We start from the raw sequence: 19,641 nt of genomic DNA on the forward strand, positions 1-19,641 counted from the left end.
GTGTGGGGGATCGACTCGTTCGACCAGTGGGGCGTCGAACTCGGCAAGACCCAGGCCACCGCCCTGCAGACGGTGCTCGCCGGCGACGAGATCCCCGAGACCGGCGACGCGTCCACCGATCACCTGATCGAGGTCTACCGCACCCTGCGCAACGGAGGGAGGTAGGACATGCCCGCGCTGAAGTTGCTCTATCTGCCGCCTCCCGTTACCGAGGAATGGGATTGGCAGATGGACGCGGCTTGTCGCGACGCAGACGGATCGTTGTTCTTCCACCCGGACAACGAGCGGGGCGACGCGAGGGAGAACCGGATGGCTTCGGCCAAGAAGGTCTGCGCTCGTTGTCCGGTGCGGGAGAAGTGCCTGCAGTACGCCCTCGATTCCGGTGAACGCTACGGGATCTGGGGTGGGCTCACAGAGGACGAACGCACCCGGGTGAGGAAGGCCCGCCGGCGCCGCACGAGCCGGTGACGTCCGCTCGCCCTCACCCGCCGGAGACGACTTTCCCGATGACCCGCGCGGCCTCCCGGAAGGCCGCCGGATTCGGTCCTGCGTAGTTGAGCCGGAGGTACTGACCGGTGGGCTCCGCCGGGAACCACTCGTCACCTGCCGCGACGAGCACCCCGGCGGCCTCGCACTCGTGCGCGACGGCCTCGGCGTCGACGTCGTCCGGGAGCCTGCCCCACAGGTTGAGCCCACCGGACGGTAGCCCGTCGACAGCCACATCCGGTGCGAGCTCACGAAGTTCGCTCACGAGAAGGTTGCGGCGCGATTCGAGCTCGCGCCGCACCGCCCGCAGATGGGTCTGCCATGCCGGCTGGGTGACGACGTCGAGCGCGACCGTCTGGAGAACGCCGCTCACATAGACGGATTCGGCCTGCACGTCGGCGAGGATGCGTTCGCGAGCCGGTCCACGCGCGACGATCGCCGCGACCCGCACCGACGGCGCGACACTCTTGGTCAGGGAGCGGACATAGACGACGTGGCCCGAATCGTCGCGGGCGAACAGCGGAACGGACGAGGCCGAGATCCCGAAGTCGTGGGCCCAGTCGTCCTCGATGACGAACGCTCCCGCATCGCGCACGACGTCGAGGACCCGCTCGCCGGTCGACGACGGCCATTGCGCCCCGGTGGGATTCGCGAAGTTCGGTTGTGCGTAGAAGGCGCGGGCCCGGGTCCGATCGAAGGCGCGGGCCAATTCGTCGGGATCGGGCCCGTTGGGTCCGCTGGAAACCGGTACGAGCTGCACGCCGGCCTTCGTGGCCGCGAGGATTGCACCCCAATAGGTCGGTGACTCCACGATGAGGGGATTACCGGCGCCGACGAGTGCGCGGAAGATCGACCCGAGCCCGCTCTGACTGCCGGGGGTGATGATCACGTCGCCCGCGGACGGCGGGGCCGTGCGCGCGTTCGTCGCTTCCGACAGCTCCGCGGCGAACCACTCCTGCAGTTCGGGAAGTCCTGCAGCAGGTGTCCGTCCTACGGCGGCATCGCTGCGGGCTGCGCGTGAATATGCTCCGCGGACAAGGCGTTCGGGAAGCAGCGTGCGGTCGGGATAGCCGGAGTGGAGCGAGACCACATCGTTGGACACGGTGCGCAGGGCGGCGGAGGCGCGAGGCAACGAGGGAGCCGTTCCGAGCGCTTCCGTCTGCCAGCTGTGATCGATCGTGTTCGACGTGCGGATCCGGCGGACGAAGGTTCCCACACCGGTGCGACTCTCCACGAGACCCCGGGTCTGGAGTGTCTTCAATGCTTTCTGCACCGTGACGGGGCTGACGCCGTACTGCGCGACGAGCGATCTCGTCGACGGCAACCGGGCGCCGGGTGCTGCGGTGGCGATCCACCGGGTCAGTTCCGCGACGAGCTGGGAACTGCTACTGTTCGACATGAGATTGAAGAGTAGCGCTATCGTGTCCGGCAGGCCAGTGCTATCGTCCGATCCTCGCGGGCTCGCCTGGGGTCTGCTCGGCGTCGCAGGCTTCTCCCTGACCGTGCCGCTCACCCGCATCGCCGTCGAGAACGGGGCGATGTCACCGCTGTTCGTCGCCGCCGGCCGCGCGGTCGTCGCGGCGGTTCTCGCCGCTCTGGCGCTCGCGCTCACGGGGCAACGACTCCCGAACACGCATCAGTGGCGCAGGATCGCCGTCGTCACAGGTGGGGTGGTGATCGGATTCCCCATGCTCACCTCGTACGCCCTGACCATGGCACCGGCGAACCACAGCGCGATCGTCATCGCGATCCTTCCGGCTGCGACCGCGGTGGTCGCGGTGTTGCGGGCCCACGAACGGCCGCCCACCCCGTTCTGGGTCGCGGCGGGTGCGGGGACGGTCGCCGTCATGGCCTTCGCGGGCCTGCGTGGCGGAGGTGCCGCGGGATTCGGTCGAGCCGATCTGCTGTTGCTCGGCGCGGTGGTCGCCGCCGCCGTCGGTTACGCAGAAGGCGGGCTGCTGGCGCGGGAGATCGGTGCGTGGCAGACGATCTCGTGGGCACTGGTGCTGGGGTCACCGTTGATGGTGACACTCACCCTGGTCTCGCTCGCCGACGGACCGCCGCAGGGTGGGGTGACGCACTGGGCGTCGTTCGCGTACCTCGGCATCGTCAGCATGTTCCTCGGGTTCTTCGCGTGGTACCGAGGTCTGGCCATCGGGCCGATGGCTCGGGTCGGGCAGGTGCAACTGACCCAGCCGATCATGACGGTCGGCTGGGCCGCCTGGCTGCTGGGAGAACCATTGACATGGGCAGTGTTTGCGGGCGGTGCCGTCGTCGTGCTGTGCGCCGGCACCGCCGTCCGCGTCCGTCGGAATTGAACGTCGGTCCTTGTCGAGGAAGAAGTCCCCAGCGCGGGTTGTCGCCGACGACGGGTTCCGTGTTTTCGCTCGGAGCCACGATCTCCTCCGTAGCCTGGACGTACCACGGGCGCGGTGGGGTGACGATGAAACAGGCAGTCCTTGTGATGGTGTTGCTGCTGGTCGCGGCCTGTTCGAACGCGGGAGAGCAGGAACAGCGGACGAACGTCCCGGCGGTCGAAGCGGACTGCGATGCCGCCGACCACCGCTTCGTCTCGTCCGTCGGCGCCGATGGCCGCCATTTCGAGGATCAATACGGTGATCCCGTCCTCGTCCGCGGCGACTCGCCGTGGTCGGGGATGGCCGACTGGTCGCCCGAGCAGGCCGAGTTGTATTTCACCGACCGCGAGATCAACGGGTTCAATGCCTCGATCATGTCGGCGATCGTCGTGCCGGTGAACGGCGGCCCGAGCTACGAAGGCGCCACCTTCGACGGCATCGAACCGTTCGTCGACGGCGACATCACGCAGTGGAACGAGGTGTACTGGTCGCGTGTCGACGACTACCTCCGGATCGCGTGCCGCCACGGGAACACGGTATTCCTGTATCCGATGGACGGGTGGAACCTCACCCACGTCTTTGCGTCGACCACGCCGGAACAGGCCTTCGAGTACGGACGGCGGTTCGCGCAGCGGTACGCGGAATTCCCGAACATCGTCTGGATGACCGGCGGGGACTACTCACCGGAGGCGGAGGATCTCGCGGCCGGTGCCGAGTCGGATCTCGTGCTGCACGCGATGCTCGACGGGATCCGTGATGCCGGCTCCGACGCACCGTTCACGATCCAACTGGGGTGGGACAAGCTGCTGTCCACGGATCACCCGTTCTGGGAACCGGTCGTGGACTGGAACTTCGTCTACACCTACGCGCCCACCTATCAGGCCGTCCTGCAGGCCTACGAGCGTGCCGACGGAACCCGCGACCCGCGACCCGCACTGTTCTCGGAGGGCAACTACGAAGGTGAGAACAACCAGGAGGACACGGCACCGACCATCGACGAGACACTCCGACGTCAGGCGTTGTGGGCACTGACCTCCGGTTCGCCCGGCGAGTTCCGGGGTTCCGACGACTGGGAGTTCCCGGACGGGTGGGAAACCCGTCTGGATACTCCCGCTGTCGCACAGCTGCGAGCGATACGTGAACTGTGGCAGTCGTGGCCGTGGTGGGAGCTCGTGCCGGATATCGACGAACCGCTCGTCGTCGCCGGTCGCGGCACCCCGTGGACGAGTGACGAGATGATCGACGTTCTCGACGACGAGTACGTCACCGCTGCCCGGACACCCGACGGTTCACTCGCCGTCGTCTACCTTCCGACGCAGCGCACGATCCGGCTCGATCCTGCGTTGGTACCGGAGGAGGCGACCCTCGAGTGGGTCGACCCCGCCGACGCGACCGGGCCTCGGCAGCCGGCGACTTCCGACGAGAACGGCGACATCCCTATACCGGGGCCGAACACGGATGGAGACGGGGATTGGCTTCTCGTGATCACCGAGCGAGAGGGATGAACTTTGCTGTTCGAGAATGCTGCTCTCGTCAGCGGGCGGCGAATCCCTGCGAGCAGAAACTCCATACCTCGTCGGCCGAGATGAGAAGGGTCGTGGTGTCGTCGCCACCGCTCGACTGGGCAATGGACATCACGGTCTGCATTGTCATGGCGGCCATTCGCTTCGCGTTCGTTCCCTCGCGAAGGCTGCCCTCGGCATCGACCTTCTCCATCAGCTCCGTGAACAGCGTGAGCATCGGTGCGTGTGCGACCTTCACCTCGGCAGGATGGGTGAGCACCAGCTGCGGCGCGAGGTCGGTGAACAGGGGGCGCGGGGCCGCCGGATCGGGTCGGGACGACTCGAACAGCAGTTCCACTGCGACGCGCAGCTGATCGAGAGGATCCTTCTCGTCGGCGGCAGCGGCACGGATCTGATCGGCAGAGCGGCTCAGAGCATCCTCGAAGAGTGCCAGCAACAGCTCGTGCTTACCGTCGAATTGTAGGTAGAAGCTGCGAAGCGACTGCTTCGACCGGTCGACAACTTCCTGAACCGTGAAGTCGGTGCTGCCCTTTTCCGCGATGATCGCCTGTGCGGCGTCGAGAAAGCGCTGAACGCGCTGCTCGGCGCGCAGCTTCGCGGTCCGGATGGAACGCTCCACCGCGCGCTGCTTCCAGGCCGGCTCTTCGCTGGCGCCCGTCACTGCCCGGATCGCCCTGTGTCGCGTGGAGTGGACATGGGGACACTGTACCGGAGGGTAGGGAGGCAACGCGGGGCCGTCCTTCCGCTTTCCGCCCCGACTCGAGACTGTTGCTATCAGAAAAAGAAACCTTGTTCTCATCCCGATACGGCTGATTCGGGGCCGGAAAGAGGCAAGTCGGAATGCGCACCCGGGACGGAATCCGCTGCCGTTCTCGCCATCCGCTGCGGCAATTCGCTGGTTGTCAGGATGGCCGTGAGACATCCTGACAACCAACGCGGGGATCGGAGCGCACCCGGCCCCCGTAGACGGGTCATTCCCCGCAAGAGGCTCGGGAGGTGGATTCTCTGCTGGAGAATGGAAGGCCGGACGCCGGACCCGTCGAAGAACGGCGCGCTCTGATCTCAGTCGAGCCGGATCGCCCTTTCGGGGCAACCCCCTGCGGCCTCCCGCACGGAGTCCTGGTGTTCGGCCGGGACCTCGGACATCAGGGTGACGGCGTATCCGCCGTCGCTCAGGTCGAAGACCTCCGGGCAGGCCGCGAGGCAGACGCCGTGTCCGCGGCAGGCGTCGTCGTCGACGACGACCTTCACTTCGACTCACCTTCCGCCGGCGTGTACTCGAGGTGCAGGGCGAGCAGGCCGCGCAGGATGAAGGTCGGCAGGTAACCGAACTTCCGGTCGTCCTCGGGGCCGTGCACTTTCTCGGAGATCCGGATCTCGCTGGTGCGCTCGAGCAGGCGCGCGATGCCCACGCGTCCTTCGGTTCGGGCGAGCGGGGCGCCAGGACACGAGTGCACGCCGCGACCGAACGCGATGTGGGTGCGTGCGTTGCGGCGATCGATGTCGAACTCGTTCGGGTCGGAGAACTGGCGCGGGTCGCGGTTGGCGGCGCCGTTGACCAGCATCATGATCGTGCCGGCCGAGACGTCGACCCCGCCGACGGTGGTGGGGGTCTTCGCGAGCCGGAAGTCGCCCTTGATCGGGCTCTCGAAACGCAGCGTCTCCTCGATGAAGTTCGGGATGCGATCGGGCTCGCTGCGCAGGGTCTTCTGGAGTTCGGGCTGCTCGGCGATGATCCGCAACGCGGAACTCAGCAGACGCACGGTGGTCTCCTGGCCGGCGGAGAACACGTTCGCGGCGATACGCAGGACGTCGTCGACGGGCGGCAGGGTGCCGTCGGGGAAGGTTGCGGTGGCGAGGCCCGTCAGCACGTCGTCGGTGGGGTTCGCGCGGCGGTCCTCGATGTACTGGCCGAACTTCTTGTACAGGAACTCGAGTGGGTTGAGCTTCAGCGTCTCACCCTCGGTGCTGCCGAGCGAGAAGCCTTTCTCCACTTGGATCTTCAGGCCCTCGATGAATTCTTGATGGTCACTCTCCGGCACGCCCAGCAGGTCGGCGATGACGAGCATCGCGAACGGAGCGGCGAAGCCGGTGATGTAGTCGCCCTCGCCTCGGGCGAGCAGATCGTCGAGGAGGCGGTCGGCGATGCGCTCGATGAAGGCCTCGTTCTCCTTGAGTCGCTTGGGCGTGATGAGCCGCATCAGCAGGCCGCGATGGTCGGTGTGCTGCGGGGGATCCATGGTGGGGAGCTGGTCGTTCATCGGCAGCGAGGGGCGGTGCTCCTCGATGAAGTCGGTGATGTCGTCGCTCTCGGGGCAGGCCGGAAGGCCGGAGAACGGACCGGTCACCGAGATACACGACGAAAAGGTCTGCTCGTCGCTCAGGACCTGGATCGCCTCTTCGTAGCCGGTGACCATCATGACGTTGTGGTGGGGTTCGCGCGTGACCGGGCATCCCTCGCGCAGGGCGTCGTAGTAGGGGTACGGGTCCTCGACGAGTTCCGGATCGGTGAAGAAGTTCTTCGTCTCGATGTCGGTCATGGTTCCTCCCGGGGCAGGCGGTGGCTGTGATGGAGTTCGGCTTCGCCACGCGGCGTCGCGCGCTCGAGTCCGTATCTCGACCGCACATCCAACCACGGGTTCGAAAGTTGGGCGCGAGAGGATCTTTCGTGCATTTCGGACTTGTGATGGATAACGTGACGACGATCGATGTGCTGTGTTCGATCTTGAAATATGTGTAACCGCAGAAGCGACAACATGCCCGTACTCGAGCCTCGGAAAGTTCGGGTACGGGCACGGGATGTGTTCGTCGTCGGAATGTCCGATGGGTGACTTCACGCCGACGATGGGTCGGTGGAGTCGACGGGAGGAAGAGCGACGCGACGACCTTTGCATCACGTTGTATCCGCGGATTAGCACCTCGCTGTCGCCGGCGATGATCACTTCCACACCGTCGCAGGGTTTTCCGACGGTCGTGGCGATCTGTTCGATGCGCACTGGGAAGCGGCCGACAAGGTGCTCTCGCGGCAAGCAGGCGCGCGGAAAATAGGGCGCAGGGGAAATCGGGACGGGTAGTTGTCACTGCAGCGCCGACCGTTTGCGCGCCTTGAAGACAGTTGCATGCCGTCCGAAGGCGTGCTTCTGTCCGCGGACCGTGCAAGCCTGCTCGTTCCGGGGTTGCGGTGATCTCCCTCTGCGGGTCCGGACGGACGTTTGGATGTGCTCCCGACGGGAAGCCTTCACAAGTCCTGCCCCTCCGACGCCGGGAGCACCTGTGCCTGCAACGACCGCGACCGTTTCGCCCACCGACGCCGCTCGGCTCCTCGGGCAGGTGGCCGTGCCGTTCGTGGCGGTGGGACCGATCGCTCGTCGGCGTTGGGCGATGAAGCTGCTCGAGAAGAACCAATCCGATGCCGGCGTGGTCCGCCTGGTCGCCGATCTACGGAAGCGGCACGGTGACGGACCGGTGGTCGTGCCGATCCCCGGCCGCACCCTCGCGATCGTCCTGACGCCCGAGGATGTGGACCGGATCCTGCGCACCGACACGGCATCGTTCACTGCGGCCAACAAGGAGAAGGTGGCCGCACTCAGCCCGTTCCAGCCCAACGGTGTGCTCATCTCCCGAGGGAACATCCGCGCCCAGCGACGCGCGTTCAACGAGTCGGTCCTCGAACCGGAACACGCCCTGCACCGTCTCGCGGCCGAATGGGTTCCCGTGATCGAGCAGGAGGCGCAGGATCTGCTCGAGCATGCGAGGTCGCGCGGTGAACTCGACGCTCCTGATTTCGTGAAGACCTGGTGGCGCCTCGTTCGGCGACTCGCGTTCGGCGACGCCGCCCGCGACGACGAGAGCATCACCGACCAGTTGTGGACGCTGCGCTCGAACGGGAACTGGTCGTTCGCGCATCCGCTCCGGCACCGCCTGCGCGATCGGTTCACCCAGAACCTGCACCGTCATGTCACGGCGGCTCCGTCCCAGAGTCTGGCCGGGGTGGTCCGGGACCTCGCAGCGCCGGCGTCCGTCGACCCGATCGGGCAGATGCCGCACTGGTTGTTCGCGTTCGACGCCGCAGGCATGGTCAGCGCCCGAACCCTGGCGGTGTTGTCGACCCATTCCGAGCAGCGTCTGCGCGTCGAGTCGGAATTGTCAGGAACCGAAGCCGGGACACCGCAGGTCTACGAGTACCTGCGGGCCTGCGTGCTGGACACGACCCGGCTGTGGCCGACCACTCCGGTGATCCTCCGGGACTCCGTGGAAGAGACCACGTGGAGCGACGGTGCGGGTGGTACCTCCACGATTCCCGCCGGTACGGGCTTCGTGATCCTGTCCTCGGCCTTCCACCGCTCCGACGACCTGCCGTTCGCCGACACCTTCGAACCCGAGATCTGGCTCGACGGCCGCGCCGAGCGCTATCCCGCGCTCGTGCCGTTCAGCGCCGGACCGACGGTGTGCCCCGGGCGCAGCATCGTGCTGTTCGCGGCGAGCACCTTCCTTGCGACTCTGCTCCGGTTCGCCGAGTTCACCGTGGTGTCGGATATGAAGCCGGATCCGGCGCGTCCGCTGCCCGCGACGTTCGACAATTTCGGTCTGCGTTTCGCGGTGCGGTAGGGCTCTCTCGGCTGGGGCCGCAATACCGCCTCGATACCCCCTCGGAGATCGTTTCCCCGTTATCCGATGGCGTGACGTCACTCACGGTTCACCCCGGTTTTGCGACCAACGCGTGAGGTCGATGGTGTCGATGTGAATCGAGTAGGGCAAATCGGGCGCTTTTTGTCCGATACCGGTCGGTTTGGAGTCAAGGCGACACGCTGAGTTCGTCAAAGGTCGAAGTACTCTGTGATGGAATCGTGACCCTTTCGTTACCGAGGGCCTGTCCCAGAGGAAACTGCTGTGATCCGAAATCCTGAATCCACCCACACCCGAGAAGCTACCGATCTGCGACGGCGCGCAACCCGCGCCGGCAGGTGGATGGCAGTCGCGGTCCTCGCGAGCGCCGTCACCGTCGGCGGAACGACGGTCGCGAACGCCGCAGGCGACCGGGTCCGCGTCGAGTCCGCCACCGCATGGACGGGCGCCGGGGAGAACCTCTCGACCGCACCGCAGGTGCTGAAGGTCGCCGGTGTCGACGCATCGCACTACACCGAGAAGCTGAACCGCGCCGCCGAGAGGGAAGCACAGCGTGTCGCCGAGGCGATCGCTGCCCAGGAGGCAGCACAGCGTGCCGAGGCCGAGCGGATCGCCCGCGAGGCCGCCGAGCAGGCCGCTCGTGAGGAGGCCGCGCGTCGCCCCGCGCTCGCCTTCCCCGCTGCAGGAACGCTGACCTCGGGCTACGGTCCGCGCTGGGGGACCAACCACAACGGTATCGACGTCGCCAACTCGATCGGCACGCCCATCCTCTCCGTCACCGACGGCGTCGTGATCGAATCCGGTCCGGCCTCGGGCTTCGGCCTGTGGGTGCGCATCGCGCAGGACGACGGCACGACCGGTGTCTACGGCCACATCGATCAGTCCTTCGTCTCGGTCGGCCAGCACGTCCGCGCCGGTGAGCAGATCGCCACGATGGGCAACCGCGGCCAGTCCACCGGCCCGCACCTGCACTACGAGGTGTGGCAGCCGGGCGGCGCCAAGGTCGACCCCATCCCGTGGTTCCACGCGCGCGGCGTTCCGGTGCCGAGCTCGCACCTCGGCTGATCCGGTAGGCGACAGCCCGAGCACGGCCCCCGAAACGAACGCCCCCGAAACGACCACTGCCCCGACGCTGTCCGCGTCGGGGCAGTGTCGTGCGTGGAGTTACCAGATGCGCACGCGCTCCGAAGGATCGAGATACAGCCTGTCGCCCTCGTCGACGCCGAACGCGTCGTAGAAAGCGTCGATGTTGCGGATCACGCCGTTGCAGCGGAACTCCGGCGGCGAGTGCGGGTCGACGGCGAGGCGTCGTGACGCCTCTTCGTCGCGAACCTTCGTACGCCACACCTGCGCCCATCCGAAGAACACGCGCTGCAGGCCGGTCAGGCCGTCGATGACCGGCGCGGGCTTGCCGTCGAGCGCGATCTCGTAGGCCTTCAACGCGATCGACAGGCCACCGAGATCACCGATGTTCTCGCCGATCGTGAAGCTGCCGTTGACACGCTGTCCGGGAAGGGCCTTCGGCTCGAACTCGTCGTACTGCGCGATGAGGGCCGCGGTGCGCTTACCGAACTCCTCGCGGTCCGAATCGGTCCACCAGTTCTCCAGATTGCCGTCGCCGTCGTACTTCGCGCCCTGATCGTCGAATCCGTGGCCGATCTCGTGCCCGATGACCGCGCCGATACCGCCGTAGTTCGCGGCGTCGTCGGCATGCAGGTCGAAGAACGGGGGCTGGAGAATCGCGGCGGGGAAGACGATCTCGTTCATCCCCGGGTTGTAGTAGGCGTTGACCGTCTGCGGGGTCATGAACCACTCGCCGCGATCGACCGGACCACCGAGCTTGCCGAGATCGCGGTCGTATTCCGCGGCGTACCCGCTGCGGTAGTTGCCCACCACGTCGTCCGGGGTGATCGTCACAGCGGAGTAGTCGCGCCAGGTGTCGGGATAGCCGACCTTGGGGGTGAACTTCTCGAGCTTGCGCAGCGCGGCCTCGCGCGTGGCCGGGCTCATCCATTCGAGGTCGGTGATGGACTGCCGGTACGCCTCGGTGAGATTGTCGACGAGCACCTGCATGCGCGTCTTCGCCTCGGCGGGGAAGTGCCGTTCGACGTAGAGCTTGCCGACGGCCTCGCCGAGCAGGTCCTGCACGAGCGACACGCCGCGCTTCCAGCGGTCGCGGATCTCCTGCGTACCGGTGAGCGTGCGGCCGTAGAACGCGAAGTTCTCGTCGACGAACGCCTCGGACAGGTACGGAGCCCGCGCGCGCAGCACCCGCCACACCGCCCAGGCCTTCCAGTCGTCGAGGTCCTCGTCGGCCCACAACGTCGCGAACGTCTCGAGGAAGCTCGGCTGACGAACGACGATCTCGGCCCACTGTTCGGTGGTCGCGCCGGTCGCGGTGATCCATCCCGTCCAGTCGAACTGCGGAAGATCGGTGCGCAGCGAGTCGAGGGTGAGCAGGTTGTAACTCAGGTCGGCGTCGCGACGCTTGACGACGTCCCAGTGCCCAGCGGCCAGCCTCGTCTCGAGCGCGACCACCTTCGCCGCGTCGTAGGGCAGGTCGGCGAGGGCGAACATCCGGCCGATGTGGGCGGTGTACTGGTCACGGATCTCGGCGTAGCGGTCCTCGCGGTAGTACGACTCGTCGGGCAGCCCGAGCCCGCCCTGCGAAACGTGCATCAGGTACCGCTCGGAGTTCTTCGAATCGGTGTCGACGTAGTGTGCGAGCGCACCCGTCACGCCGGCGCGCTGCAACCCGCCCAGTACTGCCGCGAGCGCGGCGCGGTCGGCAGCGCCGGAGACCGCCCGGAGTTCCCCGCGGATCGGATCGAGACCGGCTGCCTCGATCGTCGCGGTGTCCATGAACGAGGTGTACAGGTCGCCGATCTTCTGGGCGTCGGTGCCCGGCTCGGCGCCGGACGCCGCGGCCTCTTCGATGATGGTCCGCACGTCGACCTCGGCCTTGTCGGCGAGCGTGCGGAAGGCTCCGTCGAGCGCGCGGTCGGCGGGGATCTCGTGTTCGGCGAGCCATCGGCCGTTCACGTGTTCGAAGAGGTCGTCCTGGGGGCGGACCCGTTCGTCGACGTGTCCGAGATCGATGCCGGAGCGAATCTCCGAGTTCTGCGCGAGGGTCATGCTCCCATCCTTACACCGGAAGGACAGGTCGTGCAGTCACCCTGCGGACCGGACCGCCGCGGAAGTGGGAGAACACCCTCGGGAGCGTTTACATACTCCTACCATCGCCCTCATGACCGAAGGTTCCACGACGGAGCCGCCCGTGGCGACCCCGTCCACACAGATGCTGGTCGATCCGCGCTTCATGCCTGTCGCGGATCTCTTCTTCCGGATGTTCTACAAGCCGAGCCAGGGCGGCGGCGCTCTCGCCTGCTACCTGCACGGCGAACCCGTCCTCGACATCTGGGCGGGCTGGGCCGCGCGCGACAAGCGGTGGACCCGCGACACTGTGGTGCTGTCGTTCTCCACCGGCAAGGGGGTGGCCAGCACGGTGGTGCACCGCCTCGCCGAGCGTGGCCTGCTCGACTACGACGCAGCCGTGGCCGAGTACTGGCCGGAGTTCGCCGCGGCCGGCAAGGAGACGATCACCCTGCGACAGCTCATGTCGCATCGCGCCGGACTGCACAGGTCCCGCGGTCTCGTGCCCGGCAGGGAAGGACTGCTCGATTCAGAGGCGGTGGCCGCCGCGCTCGCCGCCTCCCCACCCGATCCACGACGTTTCCACGGGCCGGGTTATCACGCCGTCACCTACGGCAACCTCGTCGCCGAGATCGCATCGCGCGTGACCGGGGTGTCCTTCCAGGAACTCGTGCGCACCGAGATCGCCGAGCCGCTCGGCACGGACGAGTTCTGGTACCACGTGCCCGAGGACCAACGGCACCGCATCGCCCGGGTGTTCCCCAAGGTCAACTTCCTGCCGGCACCGTGGACGACGGCGTCGGTGGTGCTGTCGCACGCGCCGGGCGTGCGGGGTCTAGCCGAGGCAGGCATGGCGGAGGGCTTCGACGAGTTGATGCGCAGTCCGTCCGCGCACGACGCCGTCATGCCGGGATGGAACGGTGTGTTCACCGCTCGGGCCCTGGCCCGCATGTACGCGGCGATCGCGAACGGCGGAGCGATCGACGGTGCCCGCCTGTTGAAGGAGGACACCGTCGGCCAGTTGCTCGAAGTGCAGACCCGGCAACGCGACTACGTCCTCGGCATCCGGCCCAACTGGCGGCTGGGTTACCACCCCGGATGGGTCGCCCTGAGGCAGCAGCCGCTGCGGTCGGTTGGCCACTACGGCTTCGGCGGCTCGGGAGCGTTCGCCGACCCGGAGACCGGACTGTCGGTCGCGTTCGTCACCAACCGCATGGGCAACACCTTCACCACGATCTCCGACGGCCGGTTCCCGAGGCTCGGCGCCGCGGCGGTGACGGCCGCGCGCAGAGCAGCGTGATCAGACGTCGACACCCACGTTGACCGCGGCGAGGACCCGGTCACCCTCACGTGCGGTGACCGTCGTCCCCGTCGGGTCGGGGATCGAGTCGGTGTCGTTGCGAGTGTCGCGGCCGCTGTGCTCGGTGTACGGCTCGACCGTCCTCGTTCATGATCTCTCCTCCGTGCGTCCTCGTTCCGACCATCGTGCGTCCGGACGCTCGAGGCACGGTGCGAGAGAGCTGGGAGATTCCTGCGAATCCGTTACGCGCGGGGGAACAGCTGGACGTTGGCGTGTGCGCGCACGTAGACGGTGCCGTCGGCGGCGCACAGCGTCGTCTCGAAGGACGCGAGTCGCCGTCCGGCCCGCACCGCTTCGGATCGCAGTTCGATGACCGGCCCGGGGACGGCGGGCGAGCGGAGGTAGTCGAGGCCGATCTCCAGCACGCGATAGTCCTGATCGATGCCGGTCAGCGTCTGTGCGGCCAGGCCGGTGACGGCCTCCGCCATCGACACGAGCACACCGCCCTGCACCGAACCGATCACGTTGGCCATCCACTCGCGCGGCGACAGCCGGGCCTGCACGACGCCGCGCTCGGCGGCTGTCACCTCGAGTCCGAGCAGCCCGGCGAGCGGTCCGCGCGGAAGAGTCCCGGTGGAGATGCCCGTGACGATGTCGAGGCCGGGCAGTTCGGCCAGGATCGCCACATCGGACCACGGTTCCGGCTCGTCCCGCTCCGGCACGGCCTCCGACGCCTCGGCGCCGAGTTCCATCGGCGTGCGCCCGACGACGATGGAGCGGCCGACCAGGTGCGCGACGAGAGCACCCTGCTCGTCGCGCACGTCGGTGCCCGACACGGCGGTGGACTCGTCGAAGAACAGGCTGCTGCCGTGACCGACGAGGGCCCCCGAGGCGGGGAAGGGGTGGGCGAGCGTCGCCGTCACGTGCGACAGCACGCTCTGCGGTCGCTCACCGGTCTCCGCGAATCGCGCGATACCGGCGGGTGCGCCCGCGGCGACGTCGGTGAAGACGCCGATGGAGGCGAGCGTGGTCTGCCCGCGGTGGTCGAACAGGTGCGATCCGACGGACTGGGTGACCGAGACCGACGCGTCGTCGGCGACCTCGATGCCGACGCCCATGAAACGACCCGGACGATCGACGGTGAACTGTGCGGTCTCGATTGCCATTCCTTGCTTCTACCAGGAACAGCGCAATAAAGAGCAATCGGGGAGTGGTTCGTCCCGGTCCGCGATCACCGGTCGACCCCGCTCTGCGGTCACCCCTCGGCTCAGCTCCGTGACTGTCGGTCGCTTCAGCTCCGTGACTGTCGGTCGCTTCAGCCCCGTGGCGTCTCCGGACCGCGACGACCCTCGAGTTCCCGGATCCGCTTCGACGCCTCCTCGAGCCGCTTCTTCCGTTCGGCGGCCTCCGACTTCTTGAGCTCTTCGTAGACCTTCTCGTCGTCGTCGCTGTACTTCAGGATCAACCGCGGAACGCTGAGCGTGACGATCAGCGACGGCCACACGATCCACGCGTAGCTCCAGTCGAGAGCGATCTGCAGGACGAGGAAGGTCACGAGCGTGACGCCGATGATGATCCAGTCCAGCGTCTCGACCATGCTGCCCCGTTCGCGGAGCGAGGCCAGTTCGTCCTCCGGGGACTGGGGTGCCGTCGCAGAGGAGCTGTCGTGGCTGACCGCCGGTGCGGAGGAGTCGTGGGTCATCCGGATGTGACCGTCGACCTGTTCGAGGGGAACACCGCCGGGTAGCCCCCGGAAGGAGGGGAGCAACGCCGAAAACGTTCGCGCCGAAGATATCTCTCCGGATCGTTCGTAGAACTCGGCGCTGTCGAGCCGGCCCGCGGCGTAGTGTTCGCCGAGTGCGTTCAACGCGTGCATGCGTTCGGCGTCGCTGAGCAGCAGGTCGTCGTGATCGGAAGTGCCGGTCATTGTTTTTCCCGCGCTTTCGGAGTCGGTTGTCGAATCCTGGTGCATCCCCGATCCTAGAGCTGATGGTCGGGCATGTCCCGGGCGAGGATGGCCGCCTGGATCCGCGATTGCAGCCCGAGTTTGTGGAGCACCCGGGCGACGTGTGTCTTCGCCGTGTTCTCACCGATGCCGAGGCGGGTGGCGATCTGGCGGTTGGACAATCCCTCGCCCAGGCACGCGAAGACCTCCTGTTCGCGTGCGGTGAGGGCGTCGATATCCGGACCGTCCGGAACATCCTCCCGCCGAGTCGATTTCGAGACGAACGCGTCGATGACGGTTCGCGTGATCTGCGGTGAGAGCACGGACTCCCCGGAGTGCACCGCCCGGATCGCGTCGAGCATGGCATCCGCGGAGGCGGTCTTGAGGAGGTATCCGGCCGCTCCGGCCCGAAGACTCTCGAAGACGTACTCGTCGATCTCGAAACTCGTCAGCACCAGCACCTGGGCACTCGTCTCCTCGGTGATGGTGCGGGTCGCGGCGATCCCGTCGACGTGCGGCATGCGGATGTCCATGAGGACGACATCCGGGGCGAGGGCGCGCGTCTGCGACACCGCGACGGCACCGTCGGCGGCTTCGCCCACCACCTCGATGTCCTCGCTCGTGTGGAGCAGGAGCCGCAGGCCCGCGCGGATGGCGCTGTGGTCGTCGGCGAGCAACACCCTGATCGTCACGTCGTACTCCTGTTCGCGATCGGCAGTTGCACGTATGTCCTCCATTCGTTCCCGTCGCGACCGGAGCGGGCGTGCCCGCCCACCGCGGCGGCGCGTTCGGCGATGTTGCGCAGGCCGTGCCCGGCGCCGCGGGCCGGTGACGGGTCCGGGGTGTCCGGGTCGCCGATCGGGTTCACCACCTCGATCCCGAGGCGGCCGTCGGCGTCGTCGAAACGAAGGGTCACCGGCCGTCCGGGTGCATGCTTGACCGCGTTCGTCAGGGTCTCCTGGACGATGCGGTAGGCCGTGAGATCGACCTCCGCGTCGAGGTCTGCGGGTGGACGACCGTCGATCCGGACGGAGGTGCCGGCGGCGCGTGCGGAGGCGGTGAGCGGTTCGAGGTCGGCGAGGCGACCCGCGGTGGTGATCTCGTCGGTGTCGTCGCTGCGCAGCAGACGCACCATCGACTGCATCTCCTGCAGGGCGGCCACGCTGCCGGAGCGCACGGACTCGAGCACGGTCAGCGCTCGGTCGGGATCGGAATCGCGGAGGCGGAGCGCGGCCTCGCTCTGGATCGCGATCGACGACAGGTGCCCAGCCACGACATCGTGCAGGTCGCGGGCCAGACGCTGCCGCTCGGTGGTGATGGCGGCGCGACGGTCCAGTTCCGCGACCCGCGAGAGAGCCTCGGCGCGTGCCCGTTCGATCTCGGCGGCGTCCCGATGTGTGCGGACGGATCGGGCCCACCAGATCGGGACGACGATCACGAGCGCGGCGATCGACACGGCCCATACGGCGATGCGCAGTTCTCCGAAGTACACACCGAGCGCGACGGCGCCGACGACGATCGGGACCAACGGGGCGCGTTCGAGGAAGCGGCTGGTGCGCGCCGAGCCGAAGAGCGTTGCGGCGTACAGCAGGTCGCCGTATGCGATCCAGACCGGCAGCGAAGGGCCGACGACGAGGTCGACCAGTACCGGAACCGTGCCCAGCAGGAGTGCGAGAAGCGGTCGCGTGCGGCGCATCGTCATCGGTGCACACACGCACGCGAGCAGAACCAGCCACACCCACAGCGGCTGCGGCGGCCGGTCCTCGACGAGCACACCGAGATCCAGGGCGTACAACAGCGAGCCACCCGCGAAGTACGCGAGGGCGACGAGCAGGGAGTTGTAGCGCGGGTTCACGAATCCCACTCGAATCTCGGATTCACGGTTGTCCACGGCAACGATTCGACCACAACCGGGGGAGGATCAGGGTCGGCGTCACCCGAAGTGATGAGGCATTTGCCGCCCATCGGGCGACGCGCGCGGGGGGATGTGCGCGCGATTCTGAGGTCATGTTCAGCCACATCGCCGCTTTCATCGTCGGGTGCGAGATCGCGTTCTGGGTCGTGCTCGCGGCCGGCCTCGTGTGCCGGTATCTGCTCCGGCTCCGGAGGACGGGCACGGTGCTGCTCGCCCTGATCCCGCTGATCGACGTCGTTCTGCTCGCGGCCGTCGCGGTGGATCTGCACAACGGGGCGGAGGTCGGCTGGGTCCACCGCGCCGCGGGTATCTATCTCGGTGCGAGTGTCGCCTTCGGGCCGAGCGTCGTCCGGTGGGCCGACCGGCGGTTCGCCTATCACCTCGCGGGTGGTCCGAAACCGGAACGCGCTCCGAAGGAGGGCCCGGAGGCCTTCCGCAAGGAATGTGTGGACTTCGGGCGATGGCTGCTCGCGGCCGGGATCAGTGCGGCAGCCGTGCTCGGGCTCGGGTCGACCGTCGCGAACGGCGAACAGGCCTCGGCGCTGTACGGAATCTTCCCCACCCTCGCCACGATCACGGTGATCTGGCTGATCACGGGCCCGGTCTGGGTGCTCGGCAAGCAGTGACGACCACACCGCGCCGAGAAATCTCGGGGTGCGCGATGAGTTCTCACGGGGCGGCCGGTCTGTATCGGTGACACCCGCACCGCGTCCCGCACAGGACGGGCCGACCACAGGAGAAACCATGTCGCGCATGCTGTTCGTCAATCTCGCCGTCGAGAACATCACCGCCACCCGCGCATTCTTCGACACGCTCGGATTCACGTTCGACGAGTCGTTCTGCGACGAGAACGCCGCCTGCCTGAAGATCAACGACCAGACCTACGTGATGCTGCTCGAGAAGCAGATGTTCCGGATGTTCACCAACGACGACATCTGCGACACCACGAAGGCCCGTGAGGTGCTGATGTGCGTGTCGGCCGACAGTCGCGACGGTGTCGACGCGCTCGTCGACGGCGCGATCGCGGCCGGTGGCAGCGAATGGGTGACGACCGGCGCGCAGAAGGCGCAGGAGGAGATGGGGGACTACGCGTACCAGCGGGCGTTCCGCGACCTCGACAACCACGTCTGGGAGGTCATGTGGATGGACATGGCCGCCGCTCAGCAGGCCGATGCTACGGAAGCTGCGCCTGCCGAGGCGTGACCTTCGACGTCAGCGGGCTGCCGGGTCCTCCGGCAGCCCGAACCTGGCGAACAACCCGGCGGTGTCGTCGGAGAAGAAGACGGTGGCGTGCGCGACCCTACCGTCGACGATGTCGAGCACCTGCAGTTGGAAAGGGTGGTGGCGGTCGTCCTCCCCTCGCATGTACAGCCCGAATGCCGGCTGGCCGTTGGCCACGGTGGGAAGCAGCACCTGGTCGCCGGGGCCCTTCGCGGGGCACTGGTGCTTGATGAGGGTGACGATCGCGTCGGGGCCCTGGTACCAGCCCTCGAAGGGCGGCATCTCCCAGACGGCGTCCTGGGTGAGCATCTCGACGAGCGAATCGATGTCGTACTTCTCGAAGCCGTCGACCCAGCGCTGCAGCAACGCCTTGGTCTCGGCGCTGTCGGGTTCGGCGAGGTCGTCGTCGCGGACCTGGGCGTCCTTCAGCTGCGCACGTGCCCGTTGCAGAAGGCTGTTGACCGCCGCCGTCGACGTGTCGAGCGCGGCTGCGACCTCGGTGGCGCGCCACTGCAGGACCTCGCGGAGCAGCAGGACCGCGCGCTGACGAGCGGAGAGATGCTGCAGGGCCGCGACGAAGGCGAGGCGGACGGAATCGCGGGAGGCAGCGATGGTGGCGGGATCCGACGGATCGTCGGTGGCGTACCCCACGGGGAACGGCTCGAGCCACGGCACCTCGGGGCGGGTGACCAGATCGTCGGTGGGATCGGAGCTGGGCGCGCCGAGCCCGGTGGGCAACGGCCGGCGACTGCGGCCTTCGAGCGCCGTCAGGCACACGTTGGTGGCGATCCGGTGCAGCCACGTGCGCAGTGAGGAGCGGCCGCCGAAGTTCTCGTAACCGCGCCAGGCGCGCAGGTAGGTCTCCTGGACCAGGTCTTCCGCATCGTGCAGCGACCCGCTCATGCGATAACAGTGGGCGAGCAATTCGCGACGGAACGGCTCGGCGAGTTCCATGAAATCGGTCGACGTCGATGTCGAACCGGCAGATTCTTCGAGCAGTTGTTCGGTCATGAGCGCGATACCCCCGGCTGGTCGGACCCGAATCCGCTACCCGTCAGAGAGTAGTCGGGGGCACCGACAGAAGACAGATGATCGCCGGGTCTCGATCGGGGGGC

At 67.5% G+C, this 19,641-nt stretch carries 19 protein-coding genes; 9 read left to right on the forward strand and 10 right to left on the reverse strand.

What is annotated here, in order from left to right; all coding sequences use genetic code 11:
- Both K3M35_RS13810 and K3M35_RS13815 read left to right on the forward strand, forming a co-directional pair.
- Window positions 1-165 (forward strand): hypothetical protein (locus tag K3M35_RS13810; protein WP_220666617.1); only part of this gene is annotated, 165 nt, incomplete at its 5' end.
- A 3-nt stretch (window positions 166-168) separates the two neighbouring features.
- Window positions 169-468 carry a WhiB family transcriptional regulator gene (locus tag K3M35_RS13815; protein ID WP_006553755.1) on the forward strand — a complete coding sequence of 100 codons (300 nt, stop codon included), beginning with the start codon at window positions 169-171 and terminating at the stop codon, window positions 466-468.
- A gap of 13 nt (window positions 469-481) precedes the next feature.
- Here the strand turns inward: K3M35_RS13815 and K3M35_RS13820 are convergent, their stop codons facing one another.
- Window positions 482-1,885 (reverse strand): PLP-dependent aminotransferase family protein, encoded by a 1,404-nt coding sequence (locus tag K3M35_RS13820; RefSeq protein WP_006553754.1) that lies wholly within the window; start codon window positions 1,883-1,885, stop codon window positions 482-484.
- A 37-nt stretch (window positions 1,886-1,922) separates the two neighbouring features.
- Here K3M35_RS13820 and K3M35_RS13825 point away from each other — a divergent pair, with 37 nt between their 5' ends.
- Together K3M35_RS13825 and K3M35_RS13830 are read left to right on the forward strand one after the other, a co-directional pair.
- Window positions 1,923-2,804, forward strand: a complete 882-nt coding sequence (locus K3M35_RS13825) for a DMT family transporter (RefSeq protein WP_006553753.1) — start codon at window positions 1,923-1,925, stop codon at window positions 2,802-2,804.
- A 125-nt stretch (window positions 2,805-2,929) separates the two neighbouring features.
- Window positions 2,930-4,348 carry a DUF4038 domain-containing protein gene (locus K3M35_RS13830; protein WP_220666562.1) on the forward strand — a complete coding sequence of 473 codons (1,419 nt, stop codon included), beginning with the start codon at window positions 2,930-2,932 and terminating at the stop codon, window positions 4,346-4,348.
- A gap of 28 nt (window positions 4,349-4,376) precedes the next feature.
- Here the strand turns inward: K3M35_RS13830 and K3M35_RS13835 are convergent, their stop codons facing one another.
- From K3M35_RS13835 to K3M35_RS13845, 3 genes are all read right to left on the reverse strand, one after another.
- Window positions 4,377-5,027: a TetR/AcrR family transcriptional regulator gene (locus K3M35_RS13835; protein ID WP_019290814.1), complete on the reverse strand. Its 651-nt coding sequence runs from the start codon at window positions 5,025-5,027 to the stop codon at window positions 4,377-4,379.
- 401 nt (window positions 5,028-5,428) lie between these two features.
- The gene (locus K3M35_RS13840) at window positions 5,429-5,617 is read right to left on the reverse strand and encodes a ferredoxin (RefSeq protein ID WP_006553751.1); all 189 of its coding nucleotides are present in this window, start codon (window positions 5,615-5,617) and stop codon (window positions 5,429-5,431) included.
- Window positions 5,614-6,906, reverse strand: coding sequence for a cytochrome P450 (locus tag K3M35_RS13845; RefSeq protein ID WP_006553750.1), 1,293 nt, complete (start codon window positions 6,904-6,906; stop codon window positions 5,614-5,616). The genes K3M35_RS13840 and K3M35_RS13845 overlap by 4 nt, the downstream gene beginning before the upstream one ends.
- 733 nt (window positions 6,907-7,639) lie before the next feature.
- Between K3M35_RS13845 and K3M35_RS13850 the strand changes: the two genes are divergently transcribed.
- Both K3M35_RS13850 and K3M35_RS13855 read left to right on the forward strand, forming a co-directional pair.
- Window positions 7,640-8,974 carry a cytochrome P450 gene (locus tag K3M35_RS13850; protein WP_217579451.1) on the forward strand — a complete coding sequence of 445 codons (1,335 nt, stop codon included), beginning with the start codon at window positions 7,640-7,642 and terminating at the stop codon, window positions 8,972-8,974.
- A gap of 360 nt (window positions 8,975-9,334) precedes the next feature.
- The gene (locus K3M35_RS13855; protein WP_220666618.1) at window positions 9,335-10,057 is read left to right on the forward strand and encodes a M23 family metallopeptidase; all 723 of its coding nucleotides are present in this window, start codon (window positions 9,335-9,337) and stop codon (window positions 10,055-10,057) included.
- A gap of 99 nt (window positions 10,058-10,156) precedes the next feature.
- On the opposite strand, the gene K3M35_RS13860 is transcribed toward K3M35_RS13855, so the two are convergent.
- Window positions 10,157-12,127: a M13 family metallopeptidase gene (locus tag K3M35_RS13860; protein ID WP_033096342.1), complete on the reverse strand. Its 1,971-nt coding sequence runs from the start codon at window positions 12,125-12,127 to the stop codon at window positions 10,157-10,159.
- A 112-nt stretch (window positions 12,128-12,239) separates the two neighbouring features.
- Here K3M35_RS13860 and K3M35_RS13865 point away from each other — a divergent pair, with 112 nt between their 5' ends.
- Window positions 12,240-13,445, forward strand: a complete 1,206-nt coding sequence (locus K3M35_RS13865) for a serine hydrolase domain-containing protein (protein ID WP_217579453.1) — start codon at window positions 12,240-12,242, stop codon at window positions 13,443-13,445.
- A 242-nt stretch (window positions 13,446-13,687) separates the two neighbouring features.
- Here the strand turns inward: K3M35_RS13865 and K3M35_RS13870 are convergent, their stop codons facing one another.
- The 4 genes from K3M35_RS13870 to K3M35_RS13885 all read right to left on the reverse strand — a co-directional run bounded on the left by K3M35_RS13870 (window position 13,688) and on the right by K3M35_RS13885 (window position 17,281).
- Entirely contained in the window at window positions 13,688-14,611 is a 924-nt protein-coding gene (locus K3M35_RS13870) for a PaaI family thioesterase (protein ID WP_019290818.1), read from the reverse strand.
- 149 nt (window positions 14,612-14,760) lie between these two features.
- Window positions 14,761-15,372: a DUF1707 domain-containing protein gene (locus K3M35_RS13875; protein WP_217579454.1), complete on the reverse strand. Its 612-nt coding sequence runs from the start codon at window positions 15,370-15,372 to the stop codon at window positions 14,761-14,763.
- Between the two features lie 53 nt (window positions 15,373-15,425).
- Window positions 15,426-16,082, reverse strand: coding sequence for a response regulator transcription factor (locus K3M35_RS13880; protein WP_064060480.1), 657 nt, complete (start codon window positions 16,080-16,082; stop codon window positions 15,426-15,428).
- Entirely contained in the window at window positions 16,079-17,281 is a 1,203-nt protein-coding gene (locus K3M35_RS13885) for a sensor histidine kinase (RefSeq protein ID WP_064060481.1), read from the reverse strand. Before K3M35_RS13885 ends, K3M35_RS13880 begins: the two co-directional genes overlap by 4 nt.
- A gap of 116 nt (window positions 17,282-17,397) precedes the next feature.
- Between K3M35_RS13885 and K3M35_RS13890 the strand changes: the two genes are divergently transcribed.
- On the forward strand, window positions 17,398-17,931 hold the full coding sequence (locus tag K3M35_RS13890) for a hypothetical protein (RefSeq protein ID WP_039585044.1): 534 nt from the start codon (window positions 17,398-17,400) through the stop codon (window positions 17,929-17,931).
- Window positions 17,932-18,049: 118 nt separating this feature from the next.
- Entirely contained in the window at window positions 18,050-18,508 is a 459-nt protein-coding gene (locus K3M35_RS13895) for a VOC family protein (RefSeq protein ID WP_064060482.1), read from the forward strand.
- A 9-nt stretch (window positions 18,509-18,517) separates the two neighbouring features.
- On the opposite strand, the gene K3M35_RS13900 is transcribed toward K3M35_RS13895, so the two are convergent.
- On the reverse strand, window positions 18,518-19,537 hold the full coding sequence (locus K3M35_RS13900) for a sigma-70 family RNA polymerase sigma factor (protein ID WP_064060483.1): 1,020 nt from the start codon (window positions 19,535-19,537) through the stop codon (window positions 18,518-18,520).
- Between the last annotated feature and the right edge of the window lie 104 nt (window positions 19,538-19,641).

The sequence above is a fragment of the Rhodococcus sp. DMU2021 genome (genome assembly GCF_019641445.1).
Lineage (GTDB): Bacteria > Actinomycetota > Actinomycetes > Mycobacteriales > Mycobacteriaceae > Rhodococcus > Rhodococcus pyridinivorans.